Source organism: Mycobacterium sp. 012931 (genome assembly GCF_000419295.1).
Taxonomy (GTDB): domain Bacteria; phylum Actinomycetota; class Actinomycetes; order Mycobacteriales; family Mycobacteriaceae; genus Mycobacterium; species Mycobacterium marinum.
Genome location: NZ_AOPX01000001.1, coordinates 433,505 through 447,532, shown reverse-complemented (window position 1 = coordinate 447,532; position 14,028 = coordinate 433,505). Strand labels below are relative to the sequence as shown.

General features: G+C 67.2%; 14 protein-coding genes, 1 tRNA gene and 1 pseudogene. 8 read left to right on the top strand and 8 right to left on the bottom strand.

Translation table 11 applies throughout. The annotated features are described in order from the left end of the window. Positions 1-155: 155 nt before the first annotated feature. From MMSP_RS01990 to MMSP_RS01980, 3 genes and pseudogenes are all read right to left on the bottom strand, one after another. A complete protein-coding gene (locus MMSP_RS01990; RefSeq protein ID WP_020785250.1) occupies positions 156-1,871 on the bottom strand; it encodes a selenocysteine-specific translation elongation factor in 1,716 nt (571 codons plus the stop codon). Further along, positions 1,859-3,117: pseudogene (selA, locus tag MMSP_RS01985) on the bottom strand (L-seryl-tRNA(Sec) selenium transferase). The gene MMSP_RS01990 and the pseudogene selA overlap by 13 nt, the downstream one beginning before the upstream one ends. Positions 3,118-3,166: 49 nt before the next feature. Then, positions 3,167-3,261: transfer RNA gene (locus tag MMSP_RS01980), tRNA-Sec, on the bottom strand. A 32-nt stretch (positions 3,262-3,293) separates the two neighbouring features. On the opposite strand from MMSP_RS01980, the gene selD reads away from it, so the two are divergent. The 3 genes from selD (at position 3,294) to MMSP_RS01965 (ending at position 6,633) form a co-directional block, all read left to right on the top strand. After that, entirely contained in the window at positions 3,294-4,307 is a 1,014-nt protein-coding gene (gene selD, locus MMSP_RS01975; RefSeq protein WP_020785248.1) for a selenide, water dikinase SelD, read from the top strand. 200 nt (positions 4,308-4,507) lie between these two features. Then, on the top strand, positions 4,508-5,062 hold the full coding sequence (locus MMSP_RS01970) for a type 1 glutamine amidotransferase domain-containing protein (protein ID WP_020785247.1): 555 nt from the start codon (positions 4,508-4,510) through the stop codon (positions 5,060-5,062). Positions 5,063-5,106: 44 nt separating this feature from the next. Continuing rightward, positions 5,107-6,633 (top strand): HNH endonuclease signature motif containing protein, encoded by a 1,527-nt coding sequence (locus MMSP_RS01965; protein WP_036427016.1) that lies wholly within the window; start codon positions 5,107-5,109, stop codon positions 6,631-6,633. 19 nt (positions 6,634-6,652) lie between these two features. On the opposite strand, the gene MMSP_RS01960 is transcribed toward MMSP_RS01965, so the two are convergent. The 5 genes from MMSP_RS01960 to MMSP_RS01940 are packed head-to-tail and all read right to left on the bottom strand — an operon-like array spanning position 6,653 to position 11,214. Next, positions 6,653-8,881 (bottom strand): SpoIIE family protein phosphatase, encoded by a 2,229-nt coding sequence (locus tag MMSP_RS01960; RefSeq protein ID WP_020785245.1) that lies wholly within the window; start codon positions 8,879-8,881, stop codon positions 6,653-6,655. Next, positions 8,878-9,504, bottom strand: coding sequence for a SpoIIE family protein phosphatase (locus MMSP_RS01955; RefSeq protein ID WP_012396699.1), 627 nt, complete (start codon positions 9,502-9,504; stop codon positions 8,878-8,880). The genes MMSP_RS01960 and MMSP_RS01955 overlap by 4 nt, the downstream gene beginning before the upstream one ends. Then, entirely contained in the window at positions 9,497-9,907 is a 411-nt protein-coding gene (locus MMSP_RS01950; protein WP_036425998.1) for an anti-sigma regulatory factor, read from the bottom strand. The genes MMSP_RS01955 and MMSP_RS01950 overlap by 8 nt, the downstream gene beginning before the upstream one ends. Continuing rightward, a complete protein-coding gene (locus tag MMSP_RS01945) occupies positions 9,897-10,286 on the bottom strand; it encodes an STAS domain-containing protein (RefSeq protein ID WP_012396697.1) in 390 nt (129 codons plus the stop codon). Before MMSP_RS01945 ends, MMSP_RS01950 begins: the two co-directional genes overlap by 11 nt. A 31-nt stretch (positions 10,287-10,317) precedes the next feature. Beyond that, positions 10,318-11,214 (bottom strand): STAS domain-containing protein, encoded by an 897-nt coding sequence (locus MMSP_RS01940; RefSeq protein WP_020785243.1) that lies wholly within the window; start codon positions 11,212-11,214, stop codon positions 10,318-10,320. A 159-nt stretch (positions 11,215-11,373) separates the two neighbouring features. Here MMSP_RS01940 and MMSP_RS01935 point away from each other — a divergent pair, with 159 nt between their 5' ends. The 5 genes from MMSP_RS01935 (at position 11,374) to MMSP_RS01915 (ending at position 14,015) form a co-directional block, all read left to right on the top strand. Beyond that, positions 11,374-11,742 (top strand): STAS domain-containing protein, encoded by a 369-nt coding sequence (locus MMSP_RS01935; RefSeq protein ID WP_085981947.1) that lies wholly within the window; start codon positions 11,374-11,376, stop codon positions 11,740-11,742. 71 nt (positions 11,743-11,813) lie between these two features. Next, the gene (locus MMSP_RS01930; RefSeq protein WP_020785242.1) at positions 11,814-12,341 is read left to right on the top strand and encodes a DUF6328 family protein; all 528 of its coding nucleotides are present in this window, start codon (positions 11,814-11,816) and stop codon (positions 12,339-12,341) included. 230 nt (positions 12,342-12,571) lie between these two features. After that, positions 12,572-13,213 (top strand): PAS and ANTAR domain-containing protein, encoded by a 642-nt coding sequence (locus tag MMSP_RS01925; protein WP_235065643.1) that lies wholly within the window; start codon positions 12,572-12,574, stop codon positions 13,211-13,213. Positions 13,214-13,359: 146 nt separating this feature from the next. Continuing rightward, positions 13,360-13,614 carry a hypothetical protein gene (locus MMSP_RS01920; protein ID WP_015357506.1) on the top strand — a complete coding sequence of 85 codons (255 nt, stop codon included), beginning with the start codon at positions 13,360-13,362 and terminating at the stop codon, positions 13,612-13,614. A gap of 89 nt (positions 13,615-13,703) precedes the next feature. After that, on the top strand, positions 13,704-14,015 hold the full coding sequence (locus tag MMSP_RS01915; RefSeq protein ID WP_012396691.1) for a DUF4193 domain-containing protein: 312 nt from the start codon (positions 13,704-13,706) through the stop codon (positions 14,013-14,015). Positions 14,016-14,028: the final 13 nt, after the last annotated feature.

The following is a 14,028-nucleotide window of genomic DNA, read 5'->3' as shown; positions in this document are numbered from 1 at the left end:
GCAATCATCTCCCCACCGCCGGGGCCGTCTCGGCGTTCTGCACCGGCCTGCACGTCTCCCTGACCGGCGCCGCCCTGACCATCGTTGCCACCGCGATAGCGGTGGCCGCGCTGTTACGCCGGCCCCACCGGCCCGGCCGCCACCGGCGGTCCCGCTCAGCCTGGCGTGGTCGGCAACGTGCGCGTGCCGGCTTCACCGCGGCGAGTGATCCGAAGCGGGTCGAGCTGTTCCAGCAACGGCACCGCGACTCGGCGGGTGGTTCCCAGGACCCGACGCGCCTGGCTCACCGTGAACGGCTGGGGCAGTGTCGCGAGGATCTCGGCCGCCCGCTCGAACGCGTCCGGACCGAGCATGACCGCGTCGGCGACCCGGGTCAGCCGGCCGGCGCGTACCGCCGCGGCCAGCTCACGCGCTCCGAGCCCCAGCTCACCCAATTCGTCGGCTTCCGGGGCGCGAAACGGTTCGGCGGCCAGCCGTCCTTCGAGGGTGCGCACCGCCGCGTCGACCCGCGCTGGCAGGCCCGTGCCGGGCGGTCGCACCAGCCCGTCGGCCACGTCCAGCCCGGTTCCCACCAGCAGCGGGGGAACCAGCTCGGCGGCAGGTAGTCCCACTTGCTGGCGCAGCGTTTCCAATGGCATCCCCGCCGCGACATCGTGGTCGGCGGCCCAGTGGGTGACCGTTGCCGCGGCGTGTTCGCGTCTGGCGGCCCACCACTGCGGATCGACCAGCCAATCGCCCACCCGCAATCCGGCGAGCGGCAGCCCCATCGCGCGCAGCACCGCGGCCCGCGCACACTGTGGCGGCCGGATCCGCCCGCCCGCCAGTTCCTGGGCCCGCTCGCGCGCCGCACCGCGCCGGCGCAGGCTGGGCGGGGCGACGTCGAGGACCTCGATTCCGGCCGCGATCCGATGTTGCCCGGGGTCGCGCAGCAGTCCGATGTCGCCGACCCGCAACGGCAGCGGCCGGCTCAGCCGCAACCGTGCCGCTTCGGCTCCCAGCGCGCGCACGTACACCGGCACCGCCGCCGAGCCGAGGTGCGCCACCAGCTCACGGTGCAGCTTGACCGCGGACCGCAGGGACACGTCGATCTCGGTGGTGTCCAGCCAGGCCCCCGGAGTGCGCACGGTATCGCCGCGAGCGATGTGCCGGCGATCGACGCCTCGCAGGTTCAGCGCGACCCGGGCCACCGCCGCGACCTCGGTGTGATCGCGGCCCAGCGATTGCAGGCCGCGGACGGTGACGCGCTGTCCGGCGTGTTCGAGTTCGTCGCCCACCCGGATGGTGCCGGCGCTCAGCGTCCCGGTGACCACCGTGCCCGCACCGCGGACCGTGAAGGCGCGATCGACCCACAGCCGCACATCGGCGTCGCGGTCGGGTTCGGGGAGCCGATCGGTGAGCGCGAGCAGTTTGGTGCGCACCTGGTCCAACTCGGTGCCCAGCGCGACCAATGGGTCAGCCATCGATGTGGTGGCGAACCGTTCGGATGCCGCTCGAATGGCCGGACCGGGGTCGGCCAGATCGGCCTTGCTGATGACCAGCAGCGCGTGCCGAACCCGCAGCGCATCGAGGGCGGCCAGATGCTCCTCGGACTGCGGCATCCAGCCCTCGGTGGCGGCCACCACGAACAAGACCGGGCTATCCGGCGGCATCGCCCCCGAGCCGGCGAGCATGTTGGTGACGAATCGTTCATGGCCCGGTACGTCGACGAATGCCAGCTGGCGCCCATCCAGCTCGGTCCAGGCAAAACCCAGATCGATGGTCAGCCCACGGCGCTGTTCCTCGGCCAGCCGGTCCGGCCACATGCCGGTGAGCCGGTGCACCAACGTCGACTTACCGTGGTCGACGTGCCCGGCGGTGGCTATGACAAACACGCCCGCACCGCTGCCAACAGCAGCTCGTCCTCCTCGGGAGCCACGGTACGCAGATCCAGCAGGCACCGGCCGGCCTCGAGGCGGCCGACGACCGGCGGGCTACCGGTGCGCACAATGTCGCCGCATAGGACTCGGGCAGGCTCAGCCCGGCGCTGGGCAACTCGACACCGGGGGCCCCACCTCCGCCGACGGCCGCGATGCAGTCCACCGCCGTCGCCCCCACGCTCTGGGGCAGCTGTGCGATGATCCGCTGGGCCCGCGCGCGCAGATCGGTCAGGTCGGCGCCCAGCGCTTGGGCGACCGGCGTCGGCGGGCCCACCACGGTGGCTTCCAGGGCCGCGAGCGTGAGTTTGTCCACTCGCAGGGCCCGCGCCGCCGGATGGCGGCGTAGCCGTTCGATCAGGTCGGCATCGCCGAACAGCAGGCCGGCCTGTGGGCCGCCGAGCAATTTGTCACCGCTGGCGGTGACCAGGTTGGCACCGTCGCGCAGCATCGTTGTCGCATCCGGCTCGTCGGGCAGCAGTGGATGTGGCGCCAACAGCCCTGACCCGATGTCGACCACCAGCGGGGCGTCCAGCTGCGCGAGTTCGCCGACGCCGACCGCCGAGGTGAACCCGGTGACGTGGAAGTTGGACGGATGAACCTTGAGTACAAAGCCGGTGTTCGGGCCGATCGCCTCGGCATAGTCGCGCAGGCTGGTGCGGTTGGTGGTGCCGACCTCACGCAGCCGCGAACCCGTGGACGCCAGCAGTTCCGGGATGCGGAAGCCGTCACCGATTTCGACCAGCTCGCCGCGGCTGAGCACGATTTCCTTACCCGGGGCCGCCAGCGTGAGGGCGGTCAGCAGCAGGGCGGCGGCGTTGTTGTTCACCACGTGCACGCCCGCCGCGCTGGGCACCGCGCGGGCCAAAGCGGCCAGCGCGCTGCGGCCGCGGCGGGCACGCCGGCCGGTGGCCAGATCGAACTCGACGTCGGTGGCCCGGCCGGCGGTCACCACCGCGTCCAGTGCGGCCCGCGATAGCGGCGCTCGCCCGAGGTTCGTGTGGACCACGACGCCGGTGGCGTTGATGACCGGCCGCAAGCTCGATGCCGTGCCGGGAAGCGCGTCGATCGCGTGCTCGGCGACTTGGTCCGGCTCGATCTCGCCGGCGCGGGCGCGCTGCTGGGCCTGCAGAATCACCGATTTCACCAGGGTGCGCCCGAGCGTGCGTTGGGCCTCGGCCAGCTTGGGATGGGCGAGCAGCACGTCGGTGCGCGGCGCCGGTCGCTGCCGTCACCCATGGCGATTGGCGCGGTGGCGGAGGCGGACGGGAATCGAACCCGCCAACGGCAGCAGCTGTCGCTCGACGGTTTTGAAGACCGCGCCGGTCACCAGACCGGAGACGCCTCCCTGGGCCATAGCGACAATTATGGGCGACCATTATGGGAATGGTGACAGACCAAGGGACTTACCGACTGACTCAGTACGCCCATGGCGGCGGGTGCGCCTGCAAGATTCCGCCTGGCGAGCTGGAGGAGGTGGTTCGGGGCCTGGGCGCGGCCGCGCCACGTGATCCGGTCGGCGAGCTATTGGTCGGGCTGGAAAGCGGTGACGACGCGGCCGCGGTGCTGATTGCCGAGGGCACCGCGCTGATCGCCACCACCGACTTCTTCACCCCGGTCGTCGACGATCCCTACGACTGGGGCCGAATCGCCGCCACCAACGCGCTTTCGGACGTGTACGCGATGGGCGGACGGCCGGTGGTAGCGGTGAACCTGTTGGGATGGCCGCGCGATGTGCTGCCCTTCGAGTTGGCGACCGAGACACTGCGCGGTGGCCGCGACGTCTGCGCCAGCGCGGGTTGTCATCTCGCCGGTGGGCACAGTGTCGATGACCCGGAACCCAAGTACGGGCTTGCCGTGACCGGGATCGCAGACCCGAATCGTCTGTTGCGCAACGACTCCGGTAGGCCAGGAACTCCGCTTTCGCTGACCAAACCACTCGGAATCGGGGTGCTGAACAGTCGGCACAAGGCCACCGGGGAGCGCTTTGCGCAAGCCATTGACGCGATGACCACCCTCAACGCCGACGCGGCCGCCGCCGCGGTGGCCGCCGGCATCGAATGTGCAACCGACATTACGGGTTTCGGGTTGCTCGGGCATCTGCACAAGCTGGCGCGGGCGAGCGGGGTCACCGCAGTGATCGACTCGACCGCGGTGCCCTACCTGGACGGGGCGCGCCAGGCGCTGGCCGCCGGATACGTCAGCGGCGGCACGCGCCGCAATCTCGAGTGGGTGGGCCCACACGTCGACCTGTCCGCGGTCGATGAGTCCGAGGCGTTGCTGCTCGCCGACGCGCAGACCTCCGGTGGGCTCCTGATCGCGGGGGAGATCCCCGGTGCACCCGTCATCGGGGAGCTGGTCGCCCGCGCCGACCACACCATTGTGGTGCGCTGAGTTTGCGCGCCTGACGCTAGTTTGCCCGGTGCCGACCTGGGTAACCCGGTATGTGGTTTCGGCCGAAACAGTGCGGTCTTGACGTCTTGGTCTGCAGCGGCCACTTCTCGCCAACCGTTGCTGCACGCATTACGGGCGGCCTCGGGCTGACAACCAGGGCAAGGCCATGACCTATGAAACCTATGAAGGAGTATTCACATATGTCCGACGAATTGAACGGCAAGAGTATTGCCATGCTGGCCGCCGACGGAGTCGAGAAAGTCGAACTCGAGCAACCGCGCGCCGCCCTGCTGCAAGAAGGCGTGCGGGTCGAGGTGCTGTCGCTGCAAGAAGGTGACATCCAGGCCCGTGACCACGATCTCGAACCGGCGGGCAGATTCGCGGTTGACCGTCCGGTGCGGGCCGCGTCGGTCGCCGAATTCGACGGTTTGGTGCTACCGGGCGGAACGGTGAACCCGGACAAGCTTCGGATGGACAAAGCTGCGGTCGATTTCGTCCGCGACTTTGTGGAATCCGGAAAGCCTGTTGCGGCAATCTGTCACGGTCCCGTGATGCTGGTGGAGGCCGGTGTGGTCCGAGGGCGAACGATCACCTTATATCCGAGTATTCGCACCGACCTGCGCAATGCGGGTGCCAACGTGGTCGACGAAGAGGTCGTGGTTGACGGCAATCTGATGACCAGCCGCTCACCGTCGGATCTACCGGTGTTCTGCGCGGCGATCGTCAAGCAATTCGCGGCCGGGGCATGCCACTGAAATTGGGTGCGCGAGTGTCGGACACCGCCGCTAGTATCGAATGTATGTTCGAATCGATGGGGGCGGCCACGCGCACCGACCACCCCTGTGATGCGCTCGCCGAGCGGCGCCAGTTGCGCACCCCGACGGCAGAGTCGGTGGGTTGGGTGCAGCGGATCGGTGCGGCCGCGCGGGCCGAGAACCGCGCCGCGGCCGCGCAGCTGATCGAGATCGGGCAATTGTTTGCCTACCGGCTGTCGCGGTGTTCGGAGACCGAGGACTGGGCGGTCGACACCATGGAGGCGGTGGCGGCGGAGGTGGCCGCGGGGCTGCGGATCAGTCAGGGTTTGGCGGCCAGCCGGCTGCGCTATGCCCGGGCCCTGGGTGAGCGGCTGCCCAAGACCGGCGCGGTATTCGCGGCGGGTCAGATCGACCTGCGGGCGTTTCAGACCATCGTGTTCCGCACCGATCTGATCGTTGACCCGCAGGTGATGGCCGCCGTGGATGAGCTGGTGGCCCTCAACGTGGGGCGGTGGCCATCGATGACGAAGGCCCGTCTGTCCGGACAGGTCGACGCCATCGTGGCCCGCGCCGATGCCGATGCGGTGCGCCGCCGTAAGGAACGTCACGCCGACCGGGAGATCTGGATAGGGCAGGACGCGGATGGAATCTCTCGCATCGACGGCAGCATGTTCACCATCGACGCGCACGCCTTGGACCGGCGGCTGTCGGCGCTGGCGGCCACGGTGTGCGCGCAGGATCCCCGCAGCCGGGAACAGCGGCGCGCGGATGCGCTCGGGGTGCTGGCCGCCGGTGGAGACCGGTTGGGATGTCGCTGCGGGCTCCCGGACTGTGCGGCCGGTGCCCGGCCCGCTGCCCAGTCGGTGGTGATCCATGTGATCGCCGAACGGGCCACACTCGACGGCGACGGCGGGGCTCCGGCCTGGGAGGTGGGGGCTGACGGACTTGTCACTCCGGAATTGGTTGCCGAGCTGGCGAAGTCGGCCAAGCTGGTGCCGCTGCGTCACCCCGGCGATGTCCCGCCGGAACCGGGATATGTGCCCTCGAAGGCGTTGGCGGACTTCGTGCGGTGCCGGGATCTGACCTGCCGTTGGCCCGGCTGCGACCAGCCCGCGCTGAACTGCGATCTGGACCACACGATCCCGTACGCGCAGGGCGGGCCCACTCACGCCTCGAACCTGAAGTGCTACTGCCGCACCCACCATCTGGTCAAGACCTTTTGGGGCTGGCATGACCAGCAACTGCCCGACGGAACCCTGATCCTCACCTCGCCGGCCGGACACACCTACGTCACCACCCCGGGTAGCGCCCTGCTATTCCCCAGCCTGTGCCGTTCCACCGGCGGACTGCCGGCAGCCGAGGTCGACCCACCATCGGACTACTGCGACCAGCGCAGCGCGATGATGCCTCGACGTCAGCGCACCCGGGCACAAGACCGCGCCCGCCGCGTCGCCACCGAACGTCGTCAGAACTACCACGCCCGCAGCACCCAGCCGGGCGGGCAAGCCAGATCCGCCGCGCCGCCGACGCCGCCGCAGCCCGAGCCCCAGTCCCATCCACCGCCATTCTGAGACCCCCGGCTGCGGTGCGTCAGTCCTCCGCGGGCAACCGAAATGTCATGTCGATGGCGGTGCCGCCCGGACTGTTGTCGATTTCCACTTCATCGCTGATGGCCCTGATCAGCGTCATGCCTCGACCGCTGTTGCCCGGGTCGGCCGCGGGCTTCTTCCAGGAACCGGAGTCGACGACCCGGGCGTGAATTGCCCCGTCGGCGGCTTCAACGTCGAGCAGCATCGTCCCCACGCTCTGCCCGCGATAGGCGTGCTCGATGCAGTTGGTGCACGCCTCGCTGACCACCAGCACAATGTCACCCGCCTGCTCGTCGGGAACTTCGGCGGCCTGCAGCCACGACAGCAACTGGCGCCGAACAATGACCAATTGGTCTGGGGTAGCACTGGTTTCAATCCGCAGCGGCCCGTGCTGGTACCGATAGGCCACCATCGCGACATCGTCGTCGTAACCCCCGGTGGGGGCCAGCTGACTCAGCACCGCGTCGGCGACGGCATCGATCGGCAGCATCACGGAGTCGGCCACCACATCGGCCACCCGGCCCAGCCCCTCGTCAATCGACTCGTACCTTCGCTCGACCAAGCCGTCGGTAAACAGCAGCAGCGTCGACCCTGGCGGCAACACCTGAGTCGCTTCGGGTCTGGGCTCCACCCGGCGCACCGCCAGCGGCACGGACCGGGCATCGGTCAGCAGGACGGGCCCGGACTTCGGCTCGGCGAGCACCGCGGGCATATGGCCGGCATTGCTGTAGTCGAGGATGCCCGATTCGGTGTCCAGGATAGCCAGGAACACCGTCGTGCAATAGGCATCGGGAATCAGCGATGCCGCCGCGTCGAGTTGTTCGAGCAACAGCGCCGGTTGTGCACCGGTGAGCAAGAGTGCGCGCGCCGAACTGCGCAGCTGGCCCATGATCGCGGCGGCCGGCAACCCGCGCCCCACGCAGTCGCCGACGACAATGCCGATGCGGTGCTCACCGATCGGCAATACGTCGTACCAGTCACCGCCGATCTCGAGCGGCGGCACCGCGGGCTCATAGCGCACCGCAAAACCGGGCGGTGGTTTCACCGGCGGCAGCATGGCCCGTTGCAAGGTCAACGATGTTTCCCGGGCGCTCTCGAACTGCCGGACGTGCCCGATCGCCAGGCTGAGGTGACCGACGAGGACCGTGACCAGCAGCCGATCCTCGGCGGTCACCCAGCGCGGTGCCCCAAGTTCCAGCCACAAAGCGACGTCCGCGGTGCCGGAGAGCACCGCGACCAGCCCCTGTGCCCTGCCCGGGGAGTTTGGCCACTCGATCGGTCTGGCGGTCAGCGGGAGTTGGGCACGGGCGCCCAGGAACGTCTCGCGCAGCTGCGGATCCAGGGCACGCCAGGACGATTCCGCCGGTTCCCCGGCGACCTGCACGGTAGGTTCGCCGTCACTTGGTGGCCACATCACCGCGACCACACGTTGCACGTCGACCGCGGTACGGCACTCGTCCAGGGTAATCGAGAGCACCTCGGAAACGCTCTTGGCTACGCTCACCGATGTTGCCAATCGCAGCACCGCGCTTTCCCGGGCGGCGAAGGCGCGTTCGGCCGTGATGTCGCGAACGGTGCCGACGTAGACGTCCCGGTCCGAGCCGGATCCGTGAACCGCGTTGATACTCACCGCAACCCAGGACAGATGGCCATCTTGATGGCGAATCGGTGTTTCGTAGTCGGCGCTGCCCTCATGTCGAACCCGCTCTTGCTGTTGTGCCGCGGATTTGCGGTCCACCAGCCACGGGTGTGGCCACCGGTAGGGCAAGCCTTCCGGCGGATAGCCCAGGATCTCGGCGAAGGCGTTGTTCATGTCGATCACGGCGCCCTCATGGTCGGCGACGAAGAACCCTTCCTGTAACGAGTTCACCAGGGCGCTGCGGAACTTGTCGCGGTGCGCGAGATCCTCGGCGCGGGCCCGCTGCTCCTCGTAGCGTTTGGTGCCGTCCAGAAATCCGCGCGTCGCAACGTTCAGCGCGGCCAATGTCTGCAGCAAGAACTCCAGCGCGACCGACCGGTCGGACCCAGGGTTCGGCGAGATTTCGTCGAGCAGCCGGAAGTGGTTCTCGATGATGTCGAGAATGCTGATCTGTTCCTGCAGGGCCCGGCGGCCGAACTCATGCCCGACGGCCAGACTGTTCTCGTCGCGGGTGTCCAGATACGCGCGCAGCGCGTCGGCGTACTGGGTCTGGAACGCATCGACGGCGCCGAAGTCTCCGGTCTCGGTCATGTCGATACGCCCCGGTGGCGTGCGGCGAGGACAAGGGCGTCGTCGTTTTCTTTGGCGTGCTTGACCAGAATCTGTTCGGCGATCACCGGGGCGGACGCCGCAAAATCGATGTGATCCAGGTAGTCCTCGGCGACGCCGTCGCTGGCTATGACCAGTAGATCGCCCGCGCGCATGGGAACCATTTTGGCCGGGGTGATCTCCGGGATCCGGTAGCCGACAATGCCGGGGGTCAGTCGCACGCTGGATCGGACCTGCACGCCGCTTACCGCCTTGGCAACCAGGTTGGCGCTGACATTTCCCACCCCCGTCCACACCAGTTTGCCGGTGGGCAGATCAATCCTGGCCAGGGTCATCGCGACCCCCCTGCTGCCGGTCAGGACCCGATGACAGAGCTGGATCAACACCTCGAGACGTTCGCCGCGCGCATTCTTGACCACCTCGACGGCCCGCAACGCGGCGCTTTCGGCGGCCGGGCCGTGCCCCAGCCCGTCCATCACCCCGAAGAGTGCGGAGTCGTCCTCGGTCTCGACGGCGATCGGCTGGTCGCCGAGAGCGTGCTCACCGGGCCGCGGGCGACCGGCCGTCGCCCACTCGATTGGCCCGAATCGGCCACTATCACGCACGAGGCGGAACCCATTTCCACATCTCGACGATCGTTCCGCGGCCTACCACAGACTCCACGATCAACCGGTCCATCAGGCGCCGCGATCCCGGCAAGCCCATGCCCAGACCGCGCCCGGTCGAGTAGCCGTCCTCCATCGCGCGCTCGATGTCAGCGATGCCGGGACCGTCGTCTTCGGCGCGCACCACCAGGGCCTTGCGGCCCTCCCGGTCCTGCACGGCCACCCGAACCGCGCCGCGACCGGCATAGCTGGTGATATTGCGCGCGATTTCGGAGATCGCGGTGGCGATCATGGTGACGTCGGTCAGCGAGAATCCGAGGTCGAGGGCGAGTTGATGACCGGCTTTTCGGGCGGTGACGATGTCGTCGGGATGGTTGATCCCGACCACGCTCTCATCCGCCACCGTCGGGCCCGATCGTCGACTTCCGTAGTCCCAGTTGCTTGTTCAGCAGCGCCACGCCCTCTTCGAGGTCCAGGGCGGTTTTCATGTCGTCGAAGGTCAGGCCCAATTGGACCATTGAAAACGCGACTTCTGGCTGCAGGCCCACGATCACGGTGGTAGCACCACGCAATCGGGTCATGTGGGCGATGGTCTGCAACGAACGCGCCGCGAACGAATCCATCACGTCGATGGCGGTCACGTCGACCACAATGCCCTGGGCGCGAAAGCGGCTGACCCGCTCCATGAGGTCATGCCGGAGGCGTTCGGTGTCGCTGTCGGTCAGTGCGGACTGAACCGTCGCGATCAGAATCGGACCCTGTTTCAAGATCGGTACTGGCATGACAAACCCTCGATGGCTCGACCTGTGCGGACTAGTCGCCGGTGCGAGTGACTGCGTAGCCCAGCAGCCGCTCGGCTTCCTCTATTCCCCCTTGTAAATCGCCCACGGCATTCATCTTCGAAAGGTCGAGTCCGATGGTCACCAGCGTCAGTGCGATCTCGGAGGACAAGCCGGTGATGATCACGTTCGCGCCCATCAATCCGGATGCGTCGACGGTTTGGACCAGGTGGTTGGCCACCGTCGAGTCGATGGCGGGCACCCCGGTCACGTCGATGACCACGACCTTGGCGTGGTTGGCCCGGATGGCCCGCAGCAGTTGCTCGGTGACCTGTCGGGCGCGCTGACTGTCCAGCACTCCGATGATCGGCAGAATCAGCAGTTGCTCGCGCACCTGCAGCACGGGCGTGGACAGCTCCCGGATCGCCTCCTGCTGCTGCCGGATGATGCGCTCACGCTCCTGCACGAAGCTCACCGCGACGGTGTTGGCGATGCGGTTGGCCGCCGGTTCGTAAGCGTCCAGAACTCGGCTGAGCATCTCGAAGTCCGTCTGATACTTCTCGAACAGCGAGCGGGCCAGCACGTCGCGCAGCAACAGGACGATGCCGACGACCTCATCGGTTTCCACGCCCCTGGGAATGATGCGTTCGGAGAGATCACGTGCGTAGGCCTGCAACGCCTCGACGCTTCCGGTCTCGAGCACCTCGACGTAGTTGTCGTACACCGCGGTCGCTTCGGAAAAGATCTCGTCGGGCGTCATCGCCGTGAGCAGCCGCGCCTCGGTTATGCTGCGGGCCCACTTCTCGCGCAACGCGGTTCGATTTTGCCGCAGATGCTCGACCAGCTGCGGCAGCAAACCTTCGCTAGACACGCCGATCGGCCCAGAGCTGGTAATGATGCTGCTGCTGAAGACGGACGGCGAATCTGACATTTGGCCTCCCAAGTGCCGCGCCGCGCTCCGCAGGGCGCTGGTCATATGGCGAGACTAGCCTGGAGGCCGCTGTGGAACGCGTTGAGGTCTTCTTCTTCTCGCAGTTCGTGAGGCAGGTTAGGCTTGCAGCACACCGAAGGCTCGGACAAAGGACCGCCATTGTCAGCTCCCGATTCGATCACCGCCGTGGTCACCGATCACGATGGAGTCACCGTGCTCAGTATCGGCGGCGAAATTGATTTGGTTACTGCTCCGGCCCTCGAAGAAGCCATCGGCGCTGTCGTTGCCGATAACCCGACGGCGCTGGTCATCGACCTTTCCGGGGTGGAGTTCCTCGGCTCGGTGGGGCTGAAGATCCTGGCCGCGACCTACGAGAAGCTCGGCACTGCGGCCGAGTTCGGCGTGGTCGCGCAGGGGCCCGCGACCAGGCGGCCGATTCACCTGACCGGTCTGGACAAGACTTTCCCGCTCTACCCCGCCCTCGATGACGCATTGACCGGCGTGCGGGACGGCAAGCTCAACCGCTAGCGCCTGCTTTTCGCTTCGGCTACTTGCGTTTTCGGGCACCGAGGGTTCCCTCAGGTGCGATGATCACGAACATGGATGTCGATCATCCGGAACGAGATCAACGCTGGGATTACCGTCGGCGGCGGGAAACCGAACTGGAACGGCTCGACCGCAACTGGACCAGCCTGCTGCAGGAGCTGCGGGTGGTGCAGACCGGGGTTCAGCTGCTTACCGGGTTCCTGCTGATGCTGCCGTTCCAGCAGCGCTTCGAGGTTCTGGGGCTACACACGGTGTATTTGGCGACGGTGGCGTTCTCGGTGGGCGCGACGATCTTGTTGGTCGCCCCGGTGGGCATGCACCGGTTACTGTTCCGGCGACACCGTCTTGTGGTGCTGGTTTCGGCGGCACATCGCTGCGCCTATGCCGGGCTGGTCCTGCTGGGGCTGGCTTTGACCGGGGTTACCGCCCTCATCTTCGATGCGGTGTCAGGACGTACCGCGGCCATCATCGCCGGGTCGTGCGCGCTGGTACTTTTTGCGCTCTTCTGGGTGCTGGTCCCGCTGCTGCTGCGCACCCGCGACGTGCAGCTTCCCGACTACTGGTCGTTTCCTTGCGTGTGAGTTGTCGCCTTGGTGGGTAATTTCCGGTTGAGCTACCGGTCTCAGGGGGAATAGAAGAAGCAAGGGCAAGATCCGGGGAACGGCCAGTTTGGGGCTTGGCTGGCCGAATGGAGAAGGGGGAGCGACCATCTGGGGCGCAGACGCCGGCGGGGCCGGAATGAAAAATGCGGAGGGCGCAGCAGTCCAGCGATGTGGGCCGCTGATGGCGCGCTCCGGAATGGATTGAGCCGGTGCGCGCGGGTACGTCGTTACGGTGGAATCGCTGGTCAAGGGTGGGGCGCTTCCGCTACATCGCTCGTGATGATCGCTGGGAATGGTCAGATGAGCTGGCTCGGATGCACGGCTATGAGCCGGGTCGGGTCAGGCCGACCGCCGATCTGCTGGTTGCGCACAAACATCCCGATGACAAAGCGGTCGTCGCTGAACTGGTAGACCAGGTGTGTCGTTATGGAAAGCCATGCAGCAATCGGTTTTGCATTATCGATACGGGTGGCGTCGTACACATCGTCGTGGTGCTGGCGAATCCGCTCTATGACGGTCACGGGTCGCTGGCCGGCACTGCCGGGTTCTATGTCGACATCACCGAACAATATGAGGTCGACATGCAAAAGCGGTTGACCCAAGCGGTCACCGTGGTCAACGCCCGAAGGGCGGTCATCAATCAGGCCATCGGGATGCTGATGCATGAGTACCGGCTGGATGCCGAGTCCGCTTTCCAGGTGCTGGCCAAGTGGTCGCAGAAATCCAACACCAAGCTGCGGCTGTTGGCCGAGCGTGTCGTCGGCGACCCCGACGGGCGAAACGTGCTGCTCAACGAGGCCGCGGACACGGTCGGGGAACTGCTGCGCGCCGCCCGCAACGGGCATGGTTAACCTGTTGCAGTTCAGCGACATCACAGCCGGCGTATAGACCAGTCTCAGATTGGACTATGCGGCAATAGTGTCCATAGGATATGTAAGCTGCCCGTCGATGTGCGCTGCCCATGGTCCGCGTTTGATCGTCCCTGCTGGGAGTGAGCATGATTTGCACCGGGAATAGCGTTGTGCGGGTTGATGACCGGCTGGAGCCGGCCCCCGGCGAGACCGCCACGAGCGTGTCGGGCTTGGTTGCGGCAGGTGTTTGGGTGATCGGCCTGGTGATCGGCCTGATCGCGTTGGGAATCGGGCAGGTGGGGATCGCGTCCACAACGCTCGGCGTTGCGATTGTGGCCCCCTGGCTCGGGCTGGCTGCGGCGTCGCGCAGCCGCCGCACTCCGGCGCGCGTACGCGCCTAGGTGTGGCCCGCGGCCGATCGGGGTACTGCATGTGCCACGGGTAATCACATCCGGTGTGTAGCCCGGTCACTCTGCAGGAAGGACCGCCGATGCCGGCCGCCAGCGATTACGATGCCCGCCGCATACCCGATTCCGACGCCGCCGATCCGTCCGGCCTGCGCGAGCTGGCACCCACTTTGCCGAGGTCGTCGACCGCGACCATCGATGCCGTCGACGACGACCCCAATGCGGCGCCCGTCTTCGAACCCCCGGGTGCGGATCTGTCCGGCGAGGAACTGTCGGTCGCGGTGATTCCGCAACGCAGCGACGAGTTCATCTGCTCATGCTGCTATTTGGTGCAGCATCGCAGCCGGTTGCGCAGTTCGATCGGTCAGCTCCCGGTCTGCGCCGACTGTGTGTGATTCTTGACCCCGC

Coding starts and splice junctions, on each gene's coding strand:
- MMSP_RS01945 (WP_012396697.1), bottom strand. CDS start 10,286: ATGCCAGTACCGATCTTGAAACAGGGTCCGATTCTGATCGCGACGGTT.
- MMSP_RS01930 (WP_020785242.1), top strand. CDS start 11,814: ATGGATGTCGATCATCCGGAACGAGATCAACGCTGGGATTACCGTCGG.
- MMSP_RS01960 (WP_020785245.1), bottom strand. CDS start 8,881: ATGACCGAGACCGGAGACTTCGGCGCCGTCGATGCGTTCCAGACCCAG.
- selD (WP_020785248.1), top strand. CDS start 3,294: ATGGGAATGGTGACAGACCAAGGGACTTACCGACTGACTCAGTACGCC.
- MMSP_RS01940 (WP_020785243.1), bottom strand. CDS start 11,214: ATGTCAGATTCGCCGTCCGTCTTCAGCAGCAGCATCATTACCAGCTCT.
- MMSP_RS01920 (WP_015357506.1), top strand. CDS start 13,360: ATGATTTGCACCGGGAATAGCGTTGTGCGGGTTGATGACCGGCTGGAG.
- MMSP_RS01965 (WP_036427016.1), top strand. CDS start 5,107: ATGTTCGAATCGATGGGGGCGGCCACGCGCACCGACCACCCCTGTGAT.
- MMSP_RS01915 (WP_012396691.1), top strand. CDS start 13,704: ATGCCGGCCGCCAGCGATTACGATGCCCGCCGCATACCCGATTCCGAC.
- MMSP_RS01970 (WP_020785247.1), top strand. CDS start 4,508: ATGTCCGACGAATTGAACGGCAAGAGTATTGCCATGCTGGCCGCCGAC.